The 24,205-nt window shown below is 70.6% G+C and carries 26 protein-coding genes; 15 read left to right on the top strand and 11 right to left on the bottom strand.

Annotated features, from left to right (window positions below; translation table 11 throughout):
- Positions 1–306: 306 nt before the first annotated feature.
- Both zwf and AC3IF1_RS00195 read left to right on the top strand, forming a co-directional pair.
- Positions 307–1,779, top strand: a complete 1,473-nt coding sequence (gene zwf, locus AC3IF1_RS00200; RefSeq protein ID WP_489214932.1) for a glucose-6-phosphate dehydrogenase — start codon at positions 307–309, stop codon at positions 1,777–1,779.
- A gap of 123 nt (positions 1,780–1,902) precedes the next feature.
- On the top strand, positions 1,903–2,103 hold the full coding sequence (locus AC3IF1_RS00195) for a hypothetical protein (protein WP_489214930.1): 201 nt from the start codon (positions 1,903–1,905) through the stop codon (positions 2,101–2,103).
- A 6-nt stretch (positions 2,104–2,109) separates the two neighbouring features.
- On the opposite strand, the gene AC3IF1_RS00190 is transcribed toward AC3IF1_RS00195, so the two are convergent.
- Entirely contained in the window at positions 2,110–3,624 is a 1,515-nt protein-coding gene (locus AC3IF1_RS00190; protein WP_489214928.1) for an OpgD/OpgG family glucan biosynthesis protein, read from the bottom strand.
- A gap of 295 nt (positions 3,625–3,919) precedes the next feature.
- Here AC3IF1_RS00190 and mdoH point away from each other — a divergent pair, with 295 nt between their 5' ends.
- Together mdoH and AC3IF1_RS00180 are read left to right on the top strand one after the other, a co-directional pair.
- Positions 3,920–5,881, top strand: coding sequence for a glucans biosynthesis glucosyltransferase MdoH (gene mdoH, locus AC3IF1_RS00185; protein ID WP_489214926.1), 1,962 nt, complete (start codon positions 3,920–3,922; stop codon positions 5,879–5,881).
- A 235-nt stretch (positions 5,882–6,116) separates the two neighbouring features.
- Complete coding sequence (locus tag AC3IF1_RS00180) at positions 6,117–6,773, top strand: L,D-transpeptidase (RefSeq protein ID WP_489214924.1); 657 nt, start codon at positions 6,117–6,119, stop codon at positions 6,771–6,773.
- 51 nt (positions 6,774–6,824) lie between these two features.
- On the opposite strand, the gene AC3IF1_RS00175 is transcribed toward AC3IF1_RS00180, so the two are convergent.
- Positions 6,825–7,151 carry a cupin domain-containing protein gene (locus AC3IF1_RS00175; protein WP_243971601.1) on the bottom strand — a complete coding sequence of 109 codons (327 nt, stop codon included), beginning with the start codon at positions 7,149–7,151 and terminating at the stop codon, positions 6,825–6,827.
- A 285-nt stretch (positions 7,152–7,436) separates the two neighbouring features.
- Entirely contained in the window at positions 7,437–7,862 is a 426-nt protein-coding gene (locus tag AC3IF1_RS00170; protein ID WP_489214922.1) for a gamma-butyrobetaine hydroxylase family protein, read from the bottom strand.
- Between the two features lie 81 nt (positions 7,863–7,943).
- Here AC3IF1_RS00170 and moaA point away from each other — a divergent pair, with 81 nt between their 5' ends.
- From moaA to AC3IF1_RS00155, 3 genes are all read left to right on the top strand, one after another.
- Positions 7,944–9,002, top strand: a complete 1,059-nt coding sequence (moaA, locus tag AC3IF1_RS00165; RefSeq protein ID WP_489214920.1) for a GTP 3',8-cyclase MoaA — start codon at positions 7,944–7,946, stop codon at positions 9,000–9,002.
- A 129-nt stretch (positions 9,003–9,131) separates the two neighbouring features.
- Complete coding sequence (locus AC3IF1_RS00160; protein ID WP_489214918.1) at positions 9,132–9,818, top strand: metal ABC transporter permease; 687 nt, start codon at positions 9,132–9,134, stop codon at positions 9,816–9,818.
- Between the two features lie 524 nt (positions 9,819–10,342).
- Positions 10,343–12,040: a methyl-accepting chemotaxis protein gene (locus AC3IF1_RS00155; RefSeq protein ID WP_489214916.1), complete on the top strand. Its 1,698-nt coding sequence runs from the start codon at positions 10,343–10,345 to the stop codon at positions 12,038–12,040.
- Positions 12,041–12,068: 28 nt separating this feature from the next.
- Here AC3IF1_RS00155 and AC3IF1_RS00150 read toward each other — a convergent pair whose 3' ends face one another.
- Both AC3IF1_RS00150 and AC3IF1_RS00145 read right to left on the bottom strand, forming a co-directional pair.
- Positions 12,069–12,731: a CoA transferase subunit B gene (locus AC3IF1_RS00150; RefSeq protein WP_489214914.1), complete on the bottom strand. Its 663-nt coding sequence runs from the start codon at positions 12,729–12,731 to the stop codon at positions 12,069–12,071.
- Between the two features lie 25 nt (positions 12,732–12,756).
- A complete protein-coding gene (locus tag AC3IF1_RS00145; protein WP_489214912.1) occupies positions 12,757–13,497 on the bottom strand; it encodes a CoA transferase subunit A in 741 nt (246 codons plus the stop codon).
- Between the two features lie 317 nt (positions 13,498–13,814).
- On the opposite strand from AC3IF1_RS00145, the gene AC3IF1_RS00140 reads away from it, so the two are divergent.
- Positions 13,815–15,647, top strand: coding sequence for an AsmA family protein (locus AC3IF1_RS00140; protein ID WP_489214910.1), 1,833 nt, complete (start codon positions 13,815–13,817; stop codon positions 15,645–15,647).
- Positions 15,648–15,732: 85 nt separating this feature from the next.
- Positions 15,733–16,512, top strand: coding sequence for a DUF1499 domain-containing protein (locus AC3IF1_RS00135; protein WP_489220290.1), 780 nt, complete (start codon positions 15,733–15,735; stop codon positions 16,510–16,512).
- A gap of 16 nt (positions 16,513–16,528) precedes the next feature.
- On the opposite strand, the gene AC3IF1_RS00130 is transcribed toward AC3IF1_RS00135, so the two are convergent.
- Entirely contained in the window at positions 16,529–17,449 is a 921-nt protein-coding gene (locus tag AC3IF1_RS00130; RefSeq protein WP_489214908.1) for an MBL fold metallo-hydrolase, read from the bottom strand.
- A gap of 291 nt (positions 17,450–17,740) precedes the next feature.
- On the bottom strand, positions 17,741–17,917 hold the full coding sequence (locus AC3IF1_RS00125) for a hypothetical protein (protein ID WP_489214906.1): 177 nt from the start codon (positions 17,915–17,917) through the stop codon (positions 17,741–17,743).
- Between the two features lie 204 nt (positions 17,918–18,121).
- On the opposite strand from AC3IF1_RS00125, the gene AC3IF1_RS00120 reads away from it, so the two are divergent.
- The gene (locus AC3IF1_RS00120) at positions 18,122–18,298 is read left to right on the top strand and encodes a DUF1328 domain-containing protein (protein WP_007568853.1); all 177 of its coding nucleotides are present in this window, start codon (positions 18,122–18,124) and stop codon (positions 18,296–18,298) included.
- 122 nt (positions 18,299–18,420) lie between these two features.
- On the opposite strand, the gene AC3IF1_RS00115 is transcribed toward AC3IF1_RS00120, so the two are convergent.
- Entirely contained in the window at positions 18,421–18,690 is a 270-nt protein-coding gene (locus AC3IF1_RS00115) for a NepR family anti-sigma factor (protein WP_489214904.1), read from the bottom strand.
- A gap of 237 nt (positions 18,691–18,927) precedes the next feature.
- On the opposite strand from AC3IF1_RS00115, the gene AC3IF1_RS00110 reads away from it, so the two are divergent.
- Both AC3IF1_RS00110 and AC3IF1_RS00105 read left to right on the top strand, forming a co-directional pair.
- Positions 18,928–19,731 carry a response regulator gene (locus AC3IF1_RS00110; protein WP_043349459.1) on the top strand — a complete coding sequence of 268 codons (804 nt, stop codon included), beginning with the start codon at positions 18,928–18,930 and terminating at the stop codon, positions 19,729–19,731.
- Positions 19,732–20,166: 435 nt separating this feature from the next.
- Positions 20,167–20,532, top strand: a complete 366-nt coding sequence (locus AC3IF1_RS00105) for a hypothetical protein (RefSeq protein WP_489214902.1) — start codon at positions 20,167–20,169, stop codon at positions 20,530–20,532.
- A gap of 156 nt (positions 20,533–20,688) precedes the next feature.
- Here the strand turns inward: AC3IF1_RS00105 and AC3IF1_RS00100 are convergent, their stop codons facing one another.
- The gene (locus tag AC3IF1_RS00100) at positions 20,689–20,877 is read right to left on the bottom strand and encodes a con-10 family general stress protein (RefSeq protein WP_043349455.1); all 189 of its coding nucleotides are present in this window, start codon (positions 20,875–20,877) and stop codon (positions 20,689–20,691) included.
- A gap of 255 nt (positions 20,878–21,132) precedes the next feature.
- Here AC3IF1_RS00100 and AC3IF1_RS00095 point away from each other — a divergent pair, with 255 nt between their 5' ends.
- A complete protein-coding gene (locus AC3IF1_RS00095; protein WP_489214900.1) occupies positions 21,133–21,339 on the top strand; it encodes a hypothetical protein in 207 nt (68 codons plus the stop codon).
- 12 nt (positions 21,340–21,351) lie between these two features.
- Here the strand turns inward: AC3IF1_RS00095 and AC3IF1_RS00090 are convergent, their stop codons facing one another.
- Positions 21,352–22,149 (bottom strand): SCO family protein, encoded by a 798-nt coding sequence (locus AC3IF1_RS00090; protein WP_489214898.1) that lies wholly within the window; start codon positions 22,147–22,149, stop codon positions 21,352–21,354.
- A 79-nt stretch (positions 22,150–22,228) separates the two neighbouring features.
- Between AC3IF1_RS00090 and AC3IF1_RS00085 the strand changes: the two genes are divergently transcribed.
- Positions 22,229–22,672: a cyclic nucleotide-binding domain-containing protein gene (locus AC3IF1_RS00085; RefSeq protein WP_489214896.1), complete on the top strand. Its 444-nt coding sequence runs from the start codon at positions 22,229–22,231 to the stop codon at positions 22,670–22,672.
- Between the two features lie 6 nt (positions 22,673–22,678).
- On the opposite strand, the gene AC3IF1_RS00080 is transcribed toward AC3IF1_RS00085, so the two are convergent.
- Positions 22,679–23,122 carry a VOC family protein gene (locus AC3IF1_RS00080; protein WP_489214894.1) on the bottom strand — a complete coding sequence of 148 codons (444 nt, stop codon included), beginning with the start codon at positions 23,120–23,122 and terminating at the stop codon, positions 22,679–22,681.
- A 180-nt stretch (positions 23,123–23,302) separates the two neighbouring features.
- On the opposite strand from AC3IF1_RS00080, the gene AC3IF1_RS00075 reads away from it, so the two are divergent.
- The gene (locus AC3IF1_RS00075) at positions 23,303–23,974 is read left to right on the top strand and encodes a L,D-transpeptidase (RefSeq protein ID WP_489220289.1); all 672 of its coding nucleotides are present in this window, start codon (positions 23,303–23,305) and stop codon (positions 23,972–23,974) included.
- Positions 23,975–24,205 lie beyond the last annotated feature (231 nt).

The raw sequence follows: 24,205 nt of genomic DNA, 5'->3' as shown, positions 1-24,205 counted from the left end.
ACGAGGTCTGCGATCACGCCGGTGTCGGGCATCCCGTTCGGGTAGGGTGGCGTCCGGTCGGCTGCCGCGCGAAACGATTCACGACGCGGAGCCCTGGGTTGCTGCCCTGCGCGCGCAATGACGGAACGCATGTCATTGCGCGTGACTTTGGCGCCGCTGGATTGCGCCACGCTGGGCCGCCCTCATTCTTCCGAAGGCCGACGCGGCTGAACCACCCCCCTCGTCTGGCGAAGCACTTGCACACAGGGTAGGTCAGTGCGGCGCGCTCGCCGCACCGCACCCGCGCACGATACCAGGGAGCCGCACTTGGCCACGATCATCCCCGTCGCTTCCTTCGACTGCGTCGTGTTCGGCGCGACCGGCGATCTGACCGCACGGAAGCTCCTGCCGGCCCTGTTCTACCGCTTCCAGGACGGGCAGATCCCGGAGACCAGCCGGATCATCGGCGCCTCGCGCTCGGACCTGTCGGTCGATGCCTTCCGGGAGCACGCCCGGGACGCCCTCAAGCGCTTCGTCCCGGCCACGGACCTGGCGGAGGAGGTGCTCCACCGGTTCCTCGCGCACGTGGAGTACGTCGCGGTCGACGGCGCCGGGGACAGCGGCTGGGCCGACCTCGTGACCAAGCTCGACGAGCGGCCCGACCAGGTGCGGCCCTACTACCTCGCCACCTCCCCCGACCTCTACGGCTCGATCTGCCGCAACCTTGCCGCCCACGGGCTCGTCGGCGAGAAGTCCCGGGTCGTGCTGGAGAAGCCGATCGGCAAGGACCTGAAATCGGCCCGCGCGATCAACGACGCCGTGGGCGAGGTGTTTCCCGAATCGCAGATCTTCCGGATCGACCACTACCTCGGCAAGGAGACGGTCCAGAACCTGCTCTCGCTCCGCTTCGCCAACACCATCTTCGAGCGGCTCTGGACCTCGGACGTGATCGACCATGTCCAGATCACCGTGGCCGAGACCGTCGGCGTCGAGGGCCGGGCCGGCTATTACGACACGTCGGGCGCCATGCGCGACATGCTGCAGAATCACATGCTGCAGCTCCTGTGCCTCACCGCCATGGAGAGCCCGCTCAACCTCGAGGCGAACTCGGTCCGCGACGAGAAGCTGAAGGTGCTGCGCGCCCTCAAGCGGATCACCGCCCACGACGTGCAGGCGGTGACCGTCCGCGGCCAGTACGTGGCGGGCGCCGTCGACGGCAAGCCGGTCGAGGGCTACCTGTCCGAGCTCGGCCACGAGAGCCGGACCGAGACCTTCGTGGCCATGAAGCTCGAAGTGCAGTCCGGGCGCTGGGCCGGGGTGCCGTTCTACCTGCGCACCGGCAAGCGCCTGCCGCAGAAGCTGTCGGAGATCGTGGTCCAGTTCCGGGCCTCGCCGTTCTCGATCTTCCCCGAGGAGGCGTTCGGGCGCGAGCCGAACCGGCTGGTGATCCGCCTGCAGCCGCAGGAGGGCATGAAGCTCGAGGTAATGACCAAGGATCCGGGCCCCGGCGGCCTGCGCCTGCGCCCGACCGACCTCGACATCTCCTTCGAGGAGACCTTCAAGCAGCGCTACCCGGACGCCTACGAGCGCCTGCTGATGGACGTGGTCCGCGGCAACGCCACCCTGTTCATGCGCCGCGACGAGGTCGAGGCCGCCTGGGCCTGGGCGGACGGGGTGCTCAAGGCCTGGGCCGACCGCCCGGAGGCGCCGCGGCCGTACCCGGCCGGGAGCTGGGGGCCCACCGCCGCCATCGCGCTGATCGAGCGCGACGGCCGGACCTGGCACGAGGAGCTGCGCTGAGACGCTGTCCACAGCTTACGGCCAAGCTGCCATGATACCGTCAAGCCGGAGATGGACCGTACCCGTGCCGCTGGTCACCGCCCCGCCAGAGGGCGGACACGGCCTCGCACGAGGGATCATCGCATGCTGGACACCCATCGGGACGCGGCCGACCTGGCCGAACGCCGGCTGGAGCGTTCGGTCGCCTCGGCCCTGCGCATCATCGCGGCCGCCCATGACGAGCGGCAGGCCCCGCCGATCTCCGCGGCCCGCCGCCGCCTGAGCGAGGTCTACGGCGCCGCCCGCCTCGCGCGCCGCCTGGAGCGCCAGCGGCCCACGGCCTGAGGCCCGTCACAGGACGGCGTCCCAGGTCTCGCTGAGCGGCGTCGCCCCGCGGACGAGGCGGGCCCGCAGCACCACATCGCCGGCCGGCATCGGCGCCGGCGGACGCCACTCGACATAGATCCGCCAGCCGCCGGTCTGCGGCACGAAATTGGCCACCGGCTCGTGCGTCGTGCCGGCGCTGGCCGAGACCTCCGCCGCCACCGACTCGTCCGGCCCCCCGGGCAGGCCCGGACCCTCGAAATCGACCACGCAGAGCCGTCGCTCCGGGCGCGGCGGCGTCATCGGGCGCAGGCGTTCCGCTGCGCCGAACCGGGTGGCCGTGACCCGGGCGAGGCCCGCCCCGGGGATCGCCGCCGCCGGCTCCGCTCCGACCGTGGTGAGGCCGTAGGCGAGCCGCAGCGCCGCGCCCGGCCGCGCCGCCTCGGCCGGCACGAAGGCCGCCACGATGTTGTCCATGTATTCCTCGCCGGAGGGGATCTCGTAGAGCTGGACGGCGCCCGCCGCGAAGGCGCCCCCTGCGGGGTCCGGGGACACCCACAAGCCGGGCCGCGCCTCCTGCCGCGCCTCCACGTCCAGATAGGCGGCAAAGTTTCTCTCCCGCTGCAGCAACCCGAACCCCGCGAGCGGCTTCGAGGCGAAGGCCGAGATCTGCGGTCGCGGGCGCCCGTTGACCAGCGGCCGCCAGAGGCGGTCGAGCCCCGCCGGGGCGGTGCCGGAGGCGACGCACAGCCCGTCGGAATCGTGCACCTGCGGGCGGAAATCGTCGAACGGCTTCGCGCCCCGGGCGCCGGGTCCGTTCTCGCCGTACAGGAACATGCTGGTGAGCAGCGCCAGACTGAGCTTGGCGATCGGACGCCGCGGGTGGAGCGCGGCGGTGACGTCGATCCGGGCCGGGTCCCCGGGGGCGATCACGAAGCGGTAGGCGCCGGCCACGCTCGGGCTGTCGAGGAGCGAGAGCACGGTCAGGCTGCGCGCCTGCGGCTCCGGTTCGCAGAGCCAGTGGGCGACGAAGTCGGGAAACTCCTCCCCCTCCGGCGCCCCCGTGCCGATGGCGAGGCCCCGGGCCGAGAGCCCGTATTCCTGGTCGGCCGCGCGCAGGCGGAAATAGGAGGCGCCCAGGAACACCAGAAACTCCTCCTGGAACCCCTTCGGACGCCAGGCGGGCGTGTTTGGGAAGGCGTAGTGCAGGCGGAAGCCCGCGAAGCCGAGATCCGGCGGAAAGCTCTGGCCGGCGAGCCGTGGGCCCGGATCGAACAGGCGGCTCTCGTAGGGGATCGGACGCGCCGGCCCGGCGAGCGGCTGGAGATTGAGGGCCACACGCTTGCGCTGCAGGAAGCCGCGATGGAAGAACTGCGCGCTGAACAGCCGGCCGAGCGGCAGGCTCTCGGCCGGCCGGAATGTGATGGCCCGGTAGCCGTCATAGTCCAGGGCGGCGAGCGCGGGCGGCAGATCCTCGGGCGGCGCCGCGTAGGGGGCGGCGGCCCGCTGTGCGGCCAGTTCCGAGAGGGCCTCGAACGTCATTCGGCCATCCCGCGCCGCCCCCTCGGTCCGCGCCTGCGACGGAAGCGCCGACCCGGCCCACGTTCTGGACCCATTCAGATCGGCCGCGCTAGGTATCGCCGTGCCGGCAGCCGCGGTCAGGACGATCCGAAGAACGCGGCGTCGGGAGGGGGGATCGATCCGTTCGGCATCCGGCCGCCCGTTCGGCCGGTGCGGCTCCGTGTCCTCGCCCCGCCTATCGGTGTCCACGGTCATCGGTTCCCGGCCTCAGGCGGCGGGGCGGCCGGCAGCCTTCCACGGTCGAGTTCCTCGCGCCATGTCGCCTCGCGCCAGATCGCCTCAGCCCACGTCCCCACGCGCCACCTCCTCCGCCGAGCGGTCGCAGCGGAACGCGTGTCCGGGCGTGCCCGATCCCTCGGATCCGGAAACCGACCGCGCGGTCTGGAGCGGCGCGCGTCCCGGCCGGGTGCTGCGCGTCCGGCGTCTCGCCCTGGCGATCCCCAGCCTCGTCACCGCGGGGGGCCTCGCCGGGCTCGCCGCGCTGGCCTATCCGGCCGGCGTCAGCCCGCTCGCCTGGGCGGTGCTGGTGCTGTTCAGCCTCGTGATGGGCTGGCAGGCCTTCGTCGCCTGCCAATACGCCTACGGCCTCGTCGCCGCCCTCCTCGGTGACCGGGCGAAGTCGGCGCTGGAACGCCGCTCGGACGAGCCGGGCGCCGCTCCCGCCGGGGCCGGCCGCACCGCCGCCGTGGTGGCGATCCACGCCGAGGACGCGGTGGCGGTCTTCGCCCGCCTGCGGGTGATGGCCCGCTCGCTGGCCCAGGCCGGGGCCGGCGACATCGACATCTTCGTCCTCTCCGACACGCGGGACGGGGCGATCGCCGCCGTGGAGGAGCACGAACACGCCCGGATCCAGGCCTGGGCCCGGACCGACCCGGCCCTGCCGCGGATCCGCTACCGGCGCCGGGACGAGAATGTCGGCCGCAAGGCCGGCAACATCGGCGCGTTCTGCCGCAGCCACGGCGGCGAATACGCCTTCATGATCGTCCTCGACGCCGACAGCCTCATGACCGGCGCCACCATGGCCCGCCTCGTACGGCTGATGCACGAGAACCCGCGCACCGGCCTGATCCAGACCGTCTCCTATGCGGCCGGTCGCGACACCCTGTTCGCCCGCATCCAGCAATTCGCCGTGCGCCTCTATGCGCCCCTGGCCCTGCGCTGCCTGGAGACCTGGCAGGGCCCGGAGGGCAGCTACTGGGGCCACAACGCCATCCTGCGGATCCAGGCCTTCGCCGAGAACGCGCAGCTCCCCCGGCTGCCGGGCCGGGAGCCGCTCGGCGGCGAGATCCTGTGCCACGACATCGTCGAGGGCGCGCTGATGGTGCGCGCCGGCTGGGAGGTGCGCCTGTTGCCCGAGATGGGCGGCACCTGGGAGGAGATGCCCACCAACCTCGTCGACCTCCTCGGCCGCGAGCGCCGCTGGTGCCAGGGCAATCTCCAGCACCTGCGGGTGCTGCCCTGGGCCGGGCTCCACGCCGCGAGCCGGTGGCACCTCCTGGTCGGCATCCTCTCCTACGGCATCCTGCCGCTGTGGATCGCCTTCATCGGGCTTTCCGCCTGGCAGGCCGCCCGGACCGGGGATCTCGGCCTCCTGGCCTACGGGCTGACCGGGCCCGGCGCCGCCGCGCACGCCCTCGCGGCCCTCAGCGTCGCCGTGCTCGGCCTGCCGAAGATCCTCAGCGTCGGCTACGTCCTGGCCTCCCCGGGGCGCCGGGCCGCCTTCGGGGGCGCCCGGGCGCTGCTGGCGAGCGCCGCCCTGGAGCAGGCCGTCTGGGTCGTCCTGTGGCCGGTCCTCACCCTGTTCACCGCCGGCGCCGTCGTGGCGACCTTCCTGGGCCGGGTGGTGCGCTGGGAGACGCAGGATCGCGACGACCGGCAGGTCTCCTGGTCGGAGGCGTTCCGGCTCCAGGCCGATGCGGTGGTGGTCGGCGCGCTCATCGCCTTCGCCCTGGTCCTGGTCGGTGACCCGTGGCTCGCGCTCTGGATGGCGCCCCTCGCCCTGGCGCTCCTCACCAGCCCGGCCCAGAGCGTCTGGACGAGCCGGGCCGATCTCGGCCGCGCCGCCCGGGCCCGCGGCCTGTTCCTGAACGCCGACGACACCGCGCAGGCGCCGGAACTCGCCGAACTGGCGCAGGTCCGCGGCCTGCCGACCCTTCCGGTCCCGGTTCGCCCCGAACCGTTGAAGCCCGCCATCTGGCTCGCCGCCGACGAGGCGTGAGGGCCGGCATCTGCCGGACCGGTCCAGATCCCGGGGCCGCGGACCGCCCTGGGGTCACGGCCAAGCTGCCACAGTGTTGCCATCGAGTCACGGGCGGACGGAACCGGCCGCGCGGGCCGGTTTGAGGCTTGGTTTTAAGGCGCGAGCGTTTACCCCTTGGCGAGGATCGGCACGGCATCGTGCCCCGGTATTCGCCGCGTTCCCGCCATATTCCGCGCCTGCCCGAGAGGCTTTGATGCGTCGTTTTCTTCCCGCCCTGATCGGGCTTCTGGGCGCGGCCGCCTGCGCCGCCCCGGTGCTCGCCTACGAGATCGACCCGCTGACCCGCCAGCCGCTGACCGACGCGCTCGCCGTGCGCGTGCGGCCCCAGGCGGTCGCGGTCCCGGTGGCCAACGCCTCCCTCAACACGGCCGACCCGATGGATCCGGACGCGGCGGTGCCGCAGATGTCGGCGATCCCGCGGGAGACCGTGGCGTATAACGGCCCCTACGGCGCCGGCACGATCGTGGTCTCCACCGCCGAGCGGCGGCTCTACTACGTGCTGGGCGGCGGGCAGGCCCTGCGCTACGGCGTCGGCGTCGGCCGGCCGGGCTTCACCTGGGGCGGCGTGCAGACCATCACGATGAAGCGCGAATGGCCGGATTGGCGCCCGCCGTCGACCATGCTGCGCCGCCGGCCCGACCTGCCGCGCTACATGAAGGGCGGGATCGAGAACCCGCTCGGCGCCCGCGCCATGTATCTCGGCGGCTCGATCTACCGGATCCACGGCTCCAACGAGCCGGAGACCATCGGCACCGCGGTCTCCTCGGGCTGCATCCGCATGACCAACGACGACGTGATGGATCTGTACACCCACGCCAAGGTCGGCACGAAGGTCGTCGTCCAGCGCTGATGGTTTGCGACTTTTCGGATCGGGCCGGCCGCGAGGTCGGCCCGTTTGCGTTCAGGCTGCCGGCAGCGTCACCAGCGCGTCGGGGCGCTTCACCTCGATCTCGATGAACGCGATCGGATGTTCCGAGCCGTTCATCACGTCGTGCCGGATGCCCGCGGGCCGCATGTAGGATTGCCCGGCCGCGAGCGCCGTCTCGCTGACCGCCGCGCCGTCGTGGACGCGCAGCACGCCGTCGACCAGCATCACCACGAAATACGGCCAGCCATGCTCGTGCCAGCCGGTTACGGCGCCGGGCGGGAAGTCCCAGCGGGTGATGCGCACCGTGGCGTCATCCTGCTGGACGGTGGGCGTTGCGGGGATGGTGCAGGTGAAGGCCATGGTGGCTCCAAGCAAAGCGGTCGATCGATCGGCGCGCTTCCGGAACGATGCAAGCCTTCAGCCTTTTCGATGACGTGCATGAACCCCCGCCGGCATCGCGCGCGGATCGAAGCGACCCCGGACAGCGCGGGGCCGGGCAGCGTGGCGCTGCCGGAGTGCCGCGCTCCGCTCGTAAGGACGGCGGTGTCACCCGGTTTTCCGGTCAAATGCGGCTCCCGACGCCGCCCGGCGGCCGTCGCTCAAAACAACGGGTGAGCGAGCCGGCGCGGTGAGACGCGGTCGACCTCAATGGCACCCGCACGACCCTGAGCCGCAGCCTCCGCCCTGCTGCTTCACCGAGGCGGTACGCGCCGTCTCGCGGTCGAGGCCCCGCTCGGCGAGCTCGGACAGATAGGTGCTCCAGCGGCTGTCGTATTCGCGGCCGAGCGTGTGCAGGTAGCCCCAGCCGAAGATGCCGGTGTCGTGCATGTCGTCGAAGCCGAGCTTGACCGCGTAATTGCCGATGGGCTGCACCGCCAGGATCGCCACCGCGCGCTTGCCGCCGATCACCTTGCGCTCCAGCGGCGAGTGACCCTGGACCTCGGCCGAGGGGCTCGACACCCGCAGGTACTCGGCCGGCAGGGCGAAGCGCGACCCGTCCTCGAAGGCGACGTTGAGCACCTGCCGGTCCGCCGACAGGCGGATCTCGGTCGGCCACAGATCCTCGTTCACGGGGTACACTCCTCAAACAAGCCGGGACTGCGGCCCGGGGGCTGCTTGCCCGCGACCGTATCGGGCATCATATGCTCAATCATGCTCGATGACATCTCCAGCACGCCGCAGGGGCTCACGGCCGACGCGCCCCGCGCGCCGTCGCCCGCGCCGCTGATCGACCCGTTCCAGCGGGCGATCTCGTATCTGCGCATCTCGGTGACGGATCGCTGCGACCTGCGCTGCGCCTACTGCATGTCGGAGACCATGCAGTTCCTGCCCAAGCGCGACCTGCTGACCCTGGAGGAGTTGGACCGGCTCTGCGGCGTGTTCATCGCCCGGGGCGTGCGCAAGCTCCGGATCACCGGCGGCGAGCCCCTGGTGCGCCGCGACATCATGCATCTGTTCCGCCGCCTGTCGCGCCACCTCGATTCGGGTGCGCTGGAGGAGCTGACGCTGACCACCAACGGCACCCAGCTCACCCGGTACGCCGACGAGCTGGCGAGCCTCGGCGTGCGCCGGATCAACGTCTCGCTGGACACGCTCGACGCGGAGAAATTCCACGCGATTACCCGCCGGGGCGACCTCAAGGTCGTGCTCGACGGTATCGCCGCGGCACGGGCCGCGGGCCTGAAGGTCAAGATCAACGCGGTGGCGCTCCGCGACCTCAATGCCGATGAACTCCCCGACATGATCGCCTGGGCGCACGGCCTTGGCATGGACATGACGCTGATCGAGGTCATGCCGCTCGGCGAGATCGAGGCCGACCGGACCGATCAGTTCCTGCCCCTCTCGGTGGCGAGGCAGCGCCTGGAGAGCCGTTACACCCTGACGCCGCTGCCCGATCGCACCGGCGGCCCGGCGCGCTATGTCCGCGTCGAGGAGACGGGCGGCAAGCTCGGCTTCATCACGCCGCTGACCCACAATTTCTGCGAGAGCTGCAACCGGGTGCGGCTGACCTGCACCGGCCAGCTCTACCTGTGCCTCGGCCAGGAGGATTCGGCTGATCTGCGCGCAGTGCTCCGCGCCTCCCCGGACGATTCGGTGCTGGCCGCCGCCGTGGTCGAGGCGATCACCCGCAAGCCCAAGGGGCACGATTTCATCATCGAGCGCCAGCGCCCGGCCGCTGTGCCACGGCATATGAGCGTGACCGGGGGGTAAGCCGACCGGCTTGTCTCGCCGGCGCAGCCCGGTTTCTCACGGCACATCCGAGGTCTTGCCTTGCGCGCAACCTTGTTTTGCGCGCGCCGGACCCCATAACCCGGCTCCGGAAGCCAGGATGGGACCCCGATGAAGCATCTCAAAATTACCTTCGCCGCCGCCGGCCTGACGGCCCTGCTGTCGAGCACGGCCTTCGCCGCCCAGGTCGAGCGCGTCCGCGGTACCATCGACAAGGCCGAGGGCAGCACGCTCACGATCAAGACGGACGACGGCAAGTCCGAGACCGTCGACGTCGCCGGCGCGAAGTTCGCCTGGGTCGTGCCGTCGAGCCTCGACGCGATCAAGGACGGCGTCTTCATCGGCACCGCCACCAAGGGCGAGAATCCGATGACCGCCCTTGAGGTGGTGCTGTTCCCCGAGGCGATGCGCGGCACCGGCGAGGGCCATTACGGCTGGGATTCGATCACGGATCAGACCGCGGGCGCCGGATCCAAGGTGAAGAGTTCCATGACCAACGGCACCGTGAAGGCGGAGACGTCGAACGCCCCGAAGGTCAAGAGCGCGATGACCAACGGCACCGTGAAGGCCGACAAGGCGGCCTCCGGCGGCGAGCGCACCCTGACGGTGAGCTATGGCAAGGACGGCGCCAAGGAGATCGTCGTGCCGTCCTCGGCGCCGATCGTCGCCTTCGAGGCCGCCGACAAGGCGATCCTGAAGCCCGGCGCCAAGGTGTTCGCGGTCGTCGCCAAGGACGGCGCCAAGGCCGAGGGCAAGCTCGTGGCGGTGGGCAAGGACGGCCTCACCCCGCCGATGTGATCCGACGGCGCGCGCCGTGGCGTTGACGGCATCGGTCGCGGCGTTCGGGGGGCATCCTCCGGGCGCCCGATCCGGCCCGCCGCAACGGGACATCCGGCGCGCCTCCGTCCGAGACAGGCCCGGATTACCCTGTGGCCTGGAGCGTTCGCCACCGAAGCGGACATCGGTTCGGCATCAGCCAGCGCGTCTGAAACGCTGAGAGCCGTTCCCGCTTGTGACGCGATCGGGAGTGGTTCCGGCCAGGCCATATGTGGTCGGTCGACGTCGGACCCTGAAGATCCGAAGTTCGGCACAGCCGACGCCGGCGCCGAGCGAAAATCTCTATCTGTCGTTAGCAATTGATATATGACACGCTGAAGATACTGCATCTCGACTTTTTATCTTTGACTAGTCTCTGACTTGCCGATCTGACAGGCAAGTTTGCAAGCAGACCTGGCACTGATTGCGTCGGAAATGACGTTGATATAGTGCTAAAAGTGTCGGATGATCGCGGATCGATCTCTACGGATCCGAGAGACGGCGCGATGAAGGTCCTGACCGACGCGAAGATACTCGTAAAGTTTGCGCTTCCCTTCGCGATCGTTGCTTTGGTGGCCGGCGGACTGATCGTCTATGCGCGCGCGAATCTGGTCGCGCTGACAGCGCAGACGCGCCGGATCGTCGATGTGCAGGCCAAGCGTCTCGAGCTCATCCTGGGCGTCCAGATCGCCGTCGGCGAAGTCTCCCTGCAGGGGCGCAACCTCGCCCTCGAGACCCGGGAATCCCAGATGGTCGGCTACGAGACGCGCATCAAGCAGGCGAAGGCGACCGCCTTCCAGCAGATCGCCGAGCTGGCGGCGCTCGCCGAGGCGCCCGAGCAGCGCGCGGCTCACGATCCGATGCGCGACACGCTGACGGCGCTCGGGGCGGTCGTCGACCGGGTGATCGTCAGCGCGAACCAGGGCGATCCCGAGGCCGCGCGGGACATCCTGCTGGGCGAGGGCAATCCGCTTTGCGCCAAGCTCGCCGACATGGTCGACGCGCAGGTTGAACGCCTGCGCACCGAACTCGGTCAGGCGCGGGACGCCTCGGAGCGATCGGCCCACCGGACCGTCCTCGCGCTGGTGATCGCCGCCGTGGCCGGCCTCGCCGCCGCCCTCGGGATCGGCGTCGCCGTCGTGATGTACGGCGTCACACGTCCCCTGGCGGCCCTGGTCCGGACCCTGGATCGCATGGCCCTCGGCGAGATCGATGCCGAGATCAGGCAGGCTGCCCGCGGCGATGAGATCGGCGCCGTCGGGCGCGCCGTCGAGGCCATCAAGCGGATGGTCGCCCAGAGGGCGACCGAGCAGGCCGAGGCCGTGCGCAGGGCCGACGAGGCGGCCGCAATCGAGCGCAGGCGCGCCATGTTCGCCCTGGCGGAGCGGTTCGAGCACGCGATGGGCGGGATCGTCGATACGGTGTCGTCCTCCGCGACCGATCTGCGCGTGGCCGCCGAGCGCATGACCGATACCGCCCATGAGGCGGCCGAGCAGGCGGCCGCGGTGGCGTCCTCGGCGGAGGAGGCCGGCAGCAACGTCCAGACCGTCGCGGCCGCCGCCGAGGAACTCGGAACCTCCATCGGGGAGATCGGGCGGCAGATCTCGGGCTCGGCCGATCTCGCGCGGACTGCCTCGGGCGAGGCGAGCCGGACGACCCAGCTCGTCGCGGTCCTGAGCCGGACGTCGACGAAGATCGGCGAGATGGTCGGGATGATCGCCAGCCTCGCCAGCCAGACCAATCTCCTGGCGCTGAATGCCACCATCGAGGCGGCGCGGGCCGGGGAGGCGGGGCGCGGCTTCGCGGTGGTCGCCGCAGAGGTCAAGGAACTGGCCGGCCAGACCGCCAAGGTGACGGACGCGATCACCGGACAGATCGGCGAGATCCAGTCGGCGACCGGGCAGACGGTCACGGCGATCAACGGGATCGCCACGCGGATCGAGGAGATCAACGGCGTGACCGCGAGCCTCGCGGTCGTGGTCCAGCAGCAGGGCGCCGCCACGCAGGCGATCGTGCGCAACGTCGCCCAGGCCGCCGCCGGAACCGACGCGGTGACGCGCACCATCGCCGGGGTCGCGGCGGCGTCCGAGCGGACCGGCGTGGCTGCCACGCGGGTCCTGAGCGCGGCGTCGGCCCTCTCGGATCAGTCCGCGCGCCTGCAGGCCGAGGTGGTCCGGTTCCTCGACGGTGTACGCGCCGCCTGAGCCGCGCGCGGCGCCCGGAGGGCCGCGCTCACGTCCTGAGCGCGACCGTGTAGGCCGCCTCGGTCTTCCCGCGGATCTCGTCCTCGGTGACGCCGTCGGCGAGTTCGATGAGGCGCATGCCGCCGTCGCCCTTCTTGTCGATCTCGAACACGCCGAGATCGGTGATCACGAGGTCGACCACCTGCGTCCCGGTGAGCGGCAGGTCGCAGGCCTTGAGCAACTTTGGGCTCTCGGTGCCGTCCTTGTTCCTGGCGACGTGCTCCATCACCACGATGACGCGCTTCACCCCCGCCACGAGGTCCATGGCGCCACCCATCCCCTTCACCATCTTGCCGGGGATCATCCAGTTGGCGAGATCGCCGTTGCCGGCCACCTGCATGGCGCCGAGGATCGACAGGTTGATGTGCCCGCCGCGGATCATCCCGAAGGAATCGGCCGACGAGAAGTAGCTCGTGGTCGGCAGCGCGGTGATCGTCTGCTTGCCGGCATTGATCAGGTCCGGGTCCTCCTCGCCCTCGTAGGGGAAGGGGCCCATGCCGAGCATGCCGTTCTCGGATTGCAACTGCACCGACATGCCGTCGGGGATGTAGTTCGACACCAGCGTCGGGATGCCGATGCCGAGGTTCACGTAGAAGCCGTCTTCCAGCTCCTTGGCGGCGCGCGCCGCCATCTGCTCACGGGTCCAGGCCATGGTCTAAAGCTCCTTTCCCGTCCGATCAGTGCGTGCCGCCGCCGGCCGCCGCGGCCGGGGTGCTGTCGCCGCGCTTGCGGGTCGTGCGCTGCTCGATGCGCTTGTCGCGCGTGCCCACGTCGATGATGCGCTTCACGAAGATTCCGGGGGTGTGGATCGTGTCCGGGTCGATCGCACCCGGCTTCACGAGGTGCTCAACCTGCGCCACCGTCATCCGGGCCGCGGTGGCCATCATCGGGTTGAAGTTCCGCGCGGTCATCCGGTAGCGGAGGTTGCCCTCCGTGTCGCCGGTATGCGCGTGGACCAGAGCTATGTCGGCGAACAGGCCGCGCTCCATGACGTAGGTCTCGCCATCGAAGTCCCGCACCTCTTTGCCCTCGGCGACCTTGGTGCCGACGCCGGTCTTGGTGAAGAAGGCCGGGATGCCGGCGCCGCCCGCGCGGATCCGCTCAGCCAGGGTCCCCTGCGGATTGAACTCGATCTCCAGCTCGCCGCCGAGATACTGGCGGGCGAATTCCTTGTTCTCGCCGACATAGGACGAGATCATCTTCCGCACCTGGCGGGTGTCGAGGAGCTTGCCGAGACCGACGCCGTCGATGCCGGCATTGTTCGAGACGATGGTGAGGCCCTTGACGCCGGAGAGGCGCACCGCCTCGATCAACTCGTCCGGGATGCCGCAGAGGCCGAAGCCGCCGCACATCACCATCATGTCGTCGCGCAGGAGGCCGGCGAGCGCCGCGGCGGCATCCGTGTAGACCTTCTTCATCGAATCGTCCTTCTTCCGCGGGATCCGACCGGCTGAACCCTCGCCGCATCCTCGAAGCGCGCGTTTCCTCACGCCTGCTCTTCCCGATTCCGGGCGCGAAATCCAGTGCCGCGCCGCGCCGGCCGGTTCGGTCCCGGGCGATCCGTCATCGGTTCTCCCCCGGACGGCACGGCTCCCCGCGCGAGTCCAGCAGACAAATCCCGGCGCGGGCGCTAAAAGGCCAGCGCGACGTGCAGACCCTGTCGGGCCGCGACGGCTTGAGGGGGCCGCTCGCGGCACCCGGCTAGGGCCGCAGCCGCGGTCCCGTCCGGAGCATGATGTCGCTGCGTTCTCCGTTCCTCCTCCTCGTCCCGCTGGGGCTGATCGCCGTCGGGCTCGGCCGGCACGACTGGCCGATCGATGGCGGCCGGGCGAGCGCCTTCGCGGATCACGCCCTCGACGCGTACGGACTCGCCCTGACCGTCCAGGGACCGGCGAGCCTGACGCTGCTGCCCTTGCCCCGCCTCACCCTCGGGCGCGTGCGCGTCGCGTCGGATGCGGGCGGCCCGGCCCTGGTGGACGAAGCCCGGCTCGGCATCGACATCGATCTGGTCGGTCTCCTGGCCGGGCGCGCGGAGGTCGGCGGCCTGCATCTCGAAGGTGGCCGCCTCTCGGGGAGCGCCACCGGCTGGAACGGGCCCCTGGCGCGGCTCGCCGAGCGGGTCCGGTCCGGCGCGTCGGTCCATCCGAGCCGGATCACGGTGAGCGGGGCGCGCATCGCCGGGGACGACGCGGCCCAAGACATCGATCTCGACGTGGCGTGGCCCTTCTGGAGCGCGTCGGCGGAAGCGAGCGCGCGCCTGACATGGCGGGGCGTCCCGACGCGGATCACGGTCACCCACCTGCGTCCGGCCGACATCGCCTTCGGACGGCGCAGCCCGATCACCGCCGAGGCGACGTGGCCGGGCGGCAGCGTCGCGGTCGACGGCACGGTGGAGACGGCCGGACCGGGAGCGGCATGGCCCGTCCTGGCCGGGCAGATGCGCGGTGAGACTCGTTCCCTGCCGGAAAGCCTGACCTGGATCGGGTGGAACGTGCCGCTCTCGCCGCTCACGGGCGCGTTCTCGATCGCCGGCGCCTTCGAGACCGCGGACCGGTCCATATCCTGTCCGCGGCTGCGCATTGGGCTCGGCCAGAACGTTCTCGAGGGCGCGGGCGCCGTCGCCCTCGGCTCCGGCGCCGCACCGCGCCTCTCGGTGCAGGCGACCCTCGCGGCAGAGACCCTCGACGTGGCTCCCCTCGTCGAGGATGCGGCGCGCCTGTTCGGCCGCGACCCCCAGCCCCTGGCCCTGGCACCGTTCACCCGGGGCGACCTCGACCTGCGCCTGTCGGCCGCGGCGGGGCGTGTCGGCCCCGTCCAGGTTCAGGACCTCGCGGCGAGCGTCCTGGTGCGGGAGGCGGCGCTGGAGATCGCGGTGAACCGGGCACGGGTGCAGGACGGCACCGTCAAGGGCCGCGTGATCCTCGCCAGCGGGGCCGATCCGGCCGAGACCGGGATGCGCCTGCAGGCGAGCCTGGACGGGATCGAGCTCGGCACCGTGCTGGGCGAGATCGGCGCATCGCGCTGGCTGGCCGGACCGGCAAACGGGCAGTTCACCCTGGAGGCGAGCGCCCGGGATTCCGTCGGTCTGCTGGCGCATCTCGGCGGCCGCGCGGCGCTCAGCATCGCCGGCGGGACCATCACCGGGCTCGATCTCGTCGATGTCGTCCACCGCAATGGCGCCGTGGCGCTCGGAGCCCTGGCGCGTCGCAACGGCCGGACGGCGATCGAGCGTGCCGCGATCGCCCTGCGCTTCGTCGACGGGATCGGCGAGATCACCGAGGCGGGATTGCTCGGCCCGAGCGTCGGGGCGACCGTGCGCGGACTGGTCTCCGTCCCGGAACGACGTCTCGATCTCCGCGGCGACCTCGTCCTGCGGGGCCCGGCCGACCCGTCCCGCGGCCTCCTGTTCGAGGTCTCGGGTCCCTGGAATGCCCCCACCGCTCAGACCGCCGCGCGGGGCGAGGGCGCCGACCCGGCGCCCCGGGTCGGGGAGGCGATGCCGCCGGACATCAACGGGCGGCCCGGCGCGGAGGGGCTTCCGGTGAATGCCCGCGCCTACGTGCCCTGAACCGCCGTATTCCGCTGCGCCGCCGCGATGGCGCCCCGGCCGGCCAAGCTCTATGAGTGGGCGCCGGAACCCGTCCATGAGTGCCATGCGCCGTCTGCTCGTCGAGGAACCCGTCACCCGCGCGGGGCCGCTGGCCCGGCAGCTCGCGGTGTTCTCCATCGTCGCCACGGGGATCGCCATGATCCTGGTCCGGGATCCCCGCGCCGACACCGACGCCGCCCTCGTCGCCCTGGTCGCCGGGCTCGGTATCGCGCTCGCAGCGGCGGCGGCGGCGGTCTTCGCCTTCGTGCGGGTCTGGCGCGAGGGCGCGCGCGGTCTCGGGGCCGCCCTGGGCGGATTGATCCTGGCGCTGCTGGTGCTCGGCTACCCCGCCTATTTCGGCCTGCGCGGATTGCGGCTGCCCGCCCTGTCGGACATCACCACCGATATCGACAATCCGCCCGCTTTCTCGCGCTCCCGCGCGGCCTTCGCGGCCCGCGGCGGCCGCTATCCGCCCGATCCGGGTACGGCGCTCCGCGAGCGCCAGCGCGGCGCCTATCCGCAGATCGCCCCGCTGACCCTCGATATCGGCGCCGACGAGGCCTTCGAACTGGCCCGCCAGGCCGCGCTCAAGCGCCACTGGCAGATCGTCGAGGCGATCCGCCCGGGCGGGCGCACCGGCAACGGCCGGATCGAGGCCGTGGCGCGCGGCCTCGTCCTCAACCTGCCCAACGACGTGACCGTCCGCATCCGCCCCCGCGCCGACGGAACACGGATCGACGTGCGGTCCGCCTCCCGGCTCGGGGGGCGCGATTTCGGCAGCAACGCCGATCGGATCCGCACCTATCTGGACGACGTCGCCAATCTCGCCCTGGCGGTGAAATGATCCGCCCCGACCCGGTTCAGACCGGCGCGTAGGTGCCGTCCAGTCGCGGCGTACCGTCCACGGCCACGAGGCCGCGCTCGACCAGATCCTCCAGATGCGCGAAGACCGAGAGCGAAGCCGCGCCCCTCAGGCGCGGATCGAGCCCCTGGTAGATCGCCGCCACGATCTGCGCGATGCCGGTATCGCCGGCGCCGAGGCGCGCGCGGATCGCCGCCTCGCGCTGGCGGCGGTGGCAGGCCAGCCCGCGCAGGAACCGCGCCGGCTCGCGGACCGGGCCGCCGTGACCCGGCCAGTATAGCGTCTCATCGCGGCTGCGCAGCTTGTCGAGGGAGGCCATATAGGCCCGCATCTCGCCGTCCGGGGGCGCCACGATCGTGGTCGACCACGCCATGACGTGGTCGCCCGAGAACAGGGCCTGCGCCTCCGGCAGGGCGAACGCCAAGTGATTCATCGTGTGGCCGGGGGTCACCACGGCAACCAGCGTCCAGCCGGGCCCGGAGACGACGTCGCCCTCCGTCATCACGCGGTCGGGGGCGTGAGCGCGGTCGGCGCTGGCGTCGAGGAGCGGCACCTCCCCCTCGGCGAGCGCCCGGGCGGCCCGATGCGGCCCGCACCCGACGATCGGCGCGCCGGTGCGGGCCGCCAGGAGACGCGCCCCCGGCGAGTGATCCCGGTGCGTGTGGGTGACCACGATCGCCTCGATGTGCTCGCCGGCGAGATCCTGAAGCAGCGCGTCGATATGGACTGGATCGTCCGGACCGGGATCGAGAACCGCGACGCGGCCCTCGCCGACCACGTAGGTGCAAGTCCCGCTCGCCGTGAACGGGCCGCCGTTCGGCGCGATCCGTCTCCGGATCAGCGGTGCGACCGCCTCCAGCCGTCCGGCGGCAGGCATCGATCGGTCGAGGGTCAGGTTGCTCTCGTCCGCGTCCGCCATCGCTGCCCCGCACAGGTGGTCAGCGGGGTTCTAGCGCATCGCCACAGGGATCGGAACCGTGACGATACCGAAGGGCTGGATCCGCGTCGTCGCTTCGACGCGTGCCGCCGACAGTCGCCCCGGGGGTTACCATGGGGTCGCTCCCGGGAGCGGTCGGACGTGAATCGGCCTGTTTTCCCGGCTGGGACAGACCGGATTGATCGCGGGGCCGGACGCGCACGGCCCCGGGTGTTCTTACTTAAAAAACCTAATCCGTCATGGCGTGGGGACCGGGACGGAAGGCGGGGTCGATCAGCCGATGCGGCCGGGCCGACGGTCTCGCACACGGACCGGCACGGGAACCGGTTCGGCGGCCAATCCGAGAGCGGCGGCGCGCAGCGCCTCGGCGACCGTGGAGGCCGCTTCGGCGAGGCGGCCCTGCAGCGCGGACAGCGTCGCACGAGCGGTGTTCTTGGCAGATTGCAGCATCACGGATCCCGAATCGAACCTGCAGACCTATCTTCGAACGCTACCCGCTCCGTCCCGTTCCGTCACATGTCGCCGCGCCCCGATCCCGGCGCCGAACGACCCACCGGACTTTGTCAAGGCGGCGGAACCAGAGCAGAACCTTGGCGTTTTTGTGTTCAGAACGATGCGGCCCAGCCGCGTCGATACTTCCGAAGGATACGAACCATGCTGGGTTGGGCCGTAACTTTTCTCGTCGTCGCTCTCGTGGCCGCTCTGCTCGGCTTCGGTGGCATTGCCGGAACCGCCATGGAGGCCGCTAAGCTGGTCTTCTTCGTGGCGATTGTCCTGTTCGCGATCTCGGCCGTCGTTGGTCTGATGCGCGGCCGGTCTCCGACCCTTTAGGGGTATCGATAGACGTCAGCCCTTGTCCGGGGCTGGCATCTCGACCTCGGAAGAGCCGTCGCCCCGTGCGGCGGCTTTTTCATAGCGGCAGGCAACACAGCCCACGCCGGGGGTGCCATACGTCAGGCCTTGCCACGTTCGGCGCTGTCGAGTTTTGCGATCAGTTCGGCGAAGCGGTCGGGCACCGGCTGCTGGGTGACCGTGTCGTACATCTCACGCAACTGCACGGCGAGGCGGTTTCGCGTGTGTTCGCTGAGGCCGTTTCGAGGCGTGGCTCGTCCCGCAGGTGTCCGGAGTCGACGCTCGGCCTGCGCGTGCGTTTGGTGATCTGAAGCAGTGCTCACCGGCGCTTCGCGCGCGCGAAGACCGGCGTCTTTGCCTTGATCGACCATCCCACACGCCCCTTACTGCCGAAGTCGGCTCGGCCGCATTGTGCTGCGGCTCGACATACGCCATGGCTGCGGTTGCAACGCCTGCCCGCCGGGATCGGTTCCGCCGGGGGGTGGAACGGAGTGCCGGCCTCCGCGTTGAGCGATAGGCTGCGCAGCATACAAGCCGGCCCCGGCACATCTTCGGTCACGAACCGAAGCGATCGTGGCCGGGCAACACGGCGAGGCACAGGGGATCGAATGTCGACATCGCAACTCGTGGTACAGCACCTGCCGTACCTGCGCCGCTACGCGCGTGCGCTCACGGGGAGCCAAGTGGCGGGTGACGCGTATGTCGCCGCCACCCTGGAGACCCTGGTCAACGAGCCGGATACGCTCGGGCGCAGCACCAACATCAAGGCCGACCTGTTCCGGGTCTTCACGCGGATCTGGAACTCGCTCTCGGTGAACGGCCGCAGCGAGCAGGTCCAGCACGATCTTCCGGCGGAAGTCCGCCTCGGCCAGATCACGCCGCTGCCGCGGCAGGCCTTCCTGCTCTCGTGCCTCGAAGGGTTCTCCGAGGAGGATGCGGCCATCATCCTCGGCGTCGACGTCTCCGAGGTCCGCGACCTCGTGGACGAGGCGGGCCGCGAACTCGCCGCCGACATGGCGACCGAGATCCTCATCATCGAGGACGAGCCGCTGATCGCCATGGATCTCGAGGCGCTGGTCGAGGGCCTCGGCCACAACGTCATCGGCGTTGCCCGGACCCGGACCGAGGCAATCAAGATCGCCGGCGAGGGCAAGCGCCCCGGCCTGATCCTGGCCGACATCCAGCTCGCCGACGGTTCGTCGGGCCTCGATGCCGTGAACGATCTGCTGAAGACCTTCGAGGTTCCGGTGATCTTCATCACCGCCTATCCCGAGCGGTTCCTCACCGGCGAGCGGCCCGAGCCGGCCTTCCTCATCGCCAAGCCGTTCCAGCCTGCCAACGTCTCCGCGGTGATCAGCCAAGCACTGTTCTTCCAGCAGACGGCCCGTCGGCGGGAAGCCAAGACGGCTTGAGATCCCCGCGGGACGGCGCCACGGCGCTCATCCCGCCGGTCCAGCAACGACTATTGATCGCAGCCCCGGCGCAAGCCGGGGCTTTTTTGTTGGCTGCCGCCGGTCCGACGGGGACGCAAAAAAACGGGCCGGAGAAATCTCCAGCCCGTCGAAGAGGTTCCGGCCGATGCACAAGGGGAATGCGGGGAGGACCAAGTGGCCGGGTGCTGGAAGAACGATTGCCGCCCCATGAGGTTCCAAAAAACGCACTTTGTCCGTGAGCGTTGCGCCGGAGCCACAGGGAATGGTTGTGGATTGCGTGGGTGCGCCACCGCACCAACACCCGCGCCGTGGCCGAATACTCAGGATTCCTGAAAGCGCGGCAGTCTAGGAACCTGCGATTGCAGAGCGCGTTATCAGAACATCCTGTCAAGCTCTCACGATGAGGTCGGGACGATGCTGCGGTCTGGTTTCATTCTGGGCGTGAGTGCTCCCGCCGCTCTTCTCACCGTGCTGGTCCAGCCGGTGGTCCGCGACACGGCCGACCGTTGGACGCCGCCTGTGCTGGTGGCCCAGTCCGCGCCCGCGTCACTGCCCGGTATGCGCCCGGCCTCTCTGGCGATCAGCCCGACCCGGATCGCTGGCGTCCAGAAGATCGGCGATCAGGTCACGCCGGTGGCCGGTGAGGCGCAGGATCCCGGCATCAAGCCGATTCTGAGGCAGCCGACGCGTCGACTCGTGCGGGAAGGCTGCGAGACGGCCCTCAGTTCCCTGGTCGGTCCCGAAGCGCGGCGCATGACCCCGGGTCGCTGCATCTCCTGATCCTGCTCCGCTCTCCACCATACCAAAAAGGGCCTGCCAGATTGGCGGGCCCTTTTTCGTGTGGTGGAAGTCCCGTCAGACAAACGGCAGGGATACGAAGAACGGCGCCGGTCCAGGGGACGCAGCGCCGTTACGCAAAACGCTGACGCGACCGCCTCACTCGGCGCGGCCGGTCCCCGTAGACTGACCGCCCTTACGTCCGGCGGACGAGGCGAGTTCGCGATCCTGGGAGAACGACCGCTTCTCGGCCGGCACACTGCGTCCGCCCTTGCTGGCGATCTCGCGCTGCCGCTCCAGGTTCATCGAGGCAAAGCCCCGCTTCGAGGTCGAATTTCCGGATGCCATCAGTTCCTCCTCTGGCTTCGCTTCACCCCGCAACAACCTTCAGCAGTAACCAAGGTTCCTGTGCCCAGACCTGGTCAAGCTTCCGGCAATCAAGCTTGGCAGCAACCGGGGTGTTGTCCGCCGCGTTGGTTGCGGAACGACCTGGATGGATGCCGGCGCCTGGCCGGGGCAATGCCTCGGAGGATTGGCGCTGGGCCCCGGGTCACCGCGCGCGAACTGTGTCGCTGCGCGGTTCGAGGAAGGGATGATGCCCGCATGACGAACCGCAACATGGTCAAAGACGCCGCCGGGGGCACGCCGGTGCCGCAGCCCAACACCCCCCCGCTGCCGCCGATGCCCGCGCCGGAGGATTCGTCCACACCGACGACCCGGGAGGAACCGGTCGATTCGCCGCATCTCAATGCAAGCCTCAAGCGCGACGCGCCCTCGCCCGGCACGCAGGGCTTGTCGACGAAGCGCTGACCCGCGGTCGATTCAGGCTGCCCGCCCCCGTGTGAGGCGGGTCAGGCCGAGGACGAGGAGGCCGATCGCGAGGATCGTCACGATCCCCGCCACGGTCAGGATGCGCTGAACCAGGGGCGTGTAGACCCCGCGGGCGGCGTCGTAGCCGTAGCAGAGCAGGGCGAAGCGGTCCGCCAGCCCCCCGACGCGCCCCTCACCGGCCTCGGTGAGGGCGAGGCGGAGATCCCGCCCGGTCAGGGCCAGGGGCGAGAGAATCCGGGCCACCCGCCCATCCCCGGCGAGCAACAGGGCGGCGGCCGGATGGGCGAAGCTGTCGGTCCCGGCATCGTAGACCGCCGTGTAGCCGAGTGACGCCGTGAGGCGGGCCAATGCGGCGTCCGAGACGATCACCGCCTTGGGCCGGACGGATGCAATGCGCTCGCCCAGCGTCTCGGCCAGCATGCGGCGTGCGGCCGCGGCATCGTCGCGGGGATCGATCCCGACGAGGACCCATGCGTAGTCTTCCGGTGCCAGGCCGGTCGAGGCCAGGGCATCCGCCGACATCGACACCATCGGGTCGCAGACATTGCCGCAGGTGTAGTCCACCGGCAGCAGCAGGGCAGGCCGCCCCGCGAGCGCCCGCCCGAGGGTGATGGCTTGCCCGGTGCGTGCGTCCGTGACCGGGAGATCGAGGGGCGCTCGGGCCCCCGGCGGCGGTGCCACCGCGACGCGGGCGAGGTCGGCCTGGACAAGGCGCGCGCAGGCCGGCCCCGCCGCGAGGATAAGGGCAAGCGCCAGCGCGGCGCCGGAACCTCCGGCGGGGCTGGACAAGTGTCTGACGAACCGCATGGATATGCGGGCCCGTCCGGCCCCGCCGTCCTGGGCCTCTGACCCGCCGCGGAGCCGCCGTATGACCCTCGACACCGAGGTTTCCTCCCTGAAGCAGGTGCCGCTGTTCCGAGAGGTGGAACCGGCCCGCCTGAAGCTCCTGGCCTTCACCAGCGAGCGCGTCCATTTCGAGCCCGGGCAGCGCTTCTTCGCCCGCGGCGATGTGGCGGACGCGGCCTACGTGATCCTCAAGGGGACCGCGGAGGTCAGCATCGACGGTCCGGGCGGTCCGGTGCGGTTGGCGCTCCTCAGTCAGGACGCCCTGGTGGGCGAGATGGGCATCCTGGCCGAGCAGCCCCGGTCGGCCACCGTTACGGCGGAATCCGCCGTAACGGCCCTGCGGATCGATCGCGGGGTGTTCCTGGAACTGCTCGCACAGTTTCCGCAGATCAGCATCGCCCTGATGCGTGTGCTGGCCCTGCGCCTGGAACAGACCAACCAAGCCCTGGCGGAGAGCCGGAGCTGAGGCGCGTCAAGGCGTCGGATAGGTGATGAATTCCAGGAGGGACCCGTCCGGATCCCGGAAGTAGACGCTGATGCCGGAGCCCGCGGCACCCGCCGTCGCGACGGGACCGAGTTCCACGGGGACGCCCCGCGCTTCGAGATGCGCGACCGCCTCCTCGATCGCCCCGGACCACCGGAAGCAGAGATCGCTGTTGCCGGGCATCACCGGATGCGCCGCCACCACGTTCGGGCTGACGCCGGGACCGTGGCAATTCAGTTGCACGCCGCCGAAACGATACGCGTAGCCATCGCCCCGCTCGACCACCTCCGCGCCCACCACGTCCCGGTAGAAGGCGTTCGATTGCGCCCAGTCGCTGACATGGATCACGCAATGATCGAGATGGATCGCCGGGCTGAGCGATCCCGGTGGCGCGACCGTCATCGCGTCGGGAAGCGTCTGGGTCTCGGGCATCGTTCACTCCGGGCAGGCGTCGACAGGACTCCGCTGCCCGATCTGAATTAGGGCGCAACCATGGCCGCGGGAGCCGTCCGGGCGCGCTTGGCTGCGGCGGAAAAGCTACATCGCCCCCGGCGGGGAGGCGGTACGCATATCCGGATGCATGGACACCGCGTGACAGACCCGATGAACCCGATGCGCCGCCCGGCCTGGGGCCGAATCCGGGGGATCCGGCTCCCGCGGGTCCTGCTCGCCCTCGTGGCGGCGGCCCCGCTCGCGGCCTGTCAGACCCGTCCCATGCAGGTCGCGCAGGATGACGACGCCGCCTGGTACATCGGCGCCAAGCCCGACAAGCCCTTCGACATCCCGCTGGTCGACACGCAGCGGCTCGACCCCAAATACCGCCGTCAGCAGGTCAGCTACAACGGTCCGGAGAAGCCCGGGACGATCGTAGTCGATATCGACAAGCGCCAGCTCATGCTGGTCCAGGCGGACGGGACCGCGATGCAGTACGGCGTCGGCGTCGGCAAGGCCGGCTTCTCCTGGAAGGGCGAGGCGCGGGTTGGCCGCAAGGGCGTCTGGCCGGACTGGAGCCCGACCACCACCATGGTCTCGCTCAACCCCGACCTGCCCCGGCTCCGCAAAGGCGGCCTCGACAACCCCCTCGGTGCGCGGGCGCTCTACCTCTATCAGGGCAACCGCGACATCCTGTTCCGCATCCACGGCACCAACGAGCCCTGGAGCATCGGTGAGCAGCTGTCGTCGGGCTGCGTGCGCATGCTGAACGAGGATATCGCCGACCTCTACGAGCGCGTGCCGGTGGGAGCGCGCGTCCTCGTCATGCGCAACGGCAAATACCGGGTCTGAGCGCCACGGCCCGATCTCAACCCGCGGGTTGAGTGGCCTGTGCGGCCGGACCGACGGCGAGCCGGTCCGGCGCCAACCCGGCGCACCCCAGGACGGACGCTGCCGTGAACCCGAGGGATGCCCGCGCGCGGCCGTTCGATCCGGTCCGACCGCCGGCGCCGTCCCGGCCCGCAGAATAGAGCACCGGCTGAGGGCATCGATCAGGGTTTTGAGAAACAGCATATCGAGCCA

This window comes from Methylobacterium sp. E-012, assembly GCF_057836545.1.
Note: the sequence above shows the minus strand (reverse complement) of the source record. Positions and strands in the feature narration are given on the sequence as shown.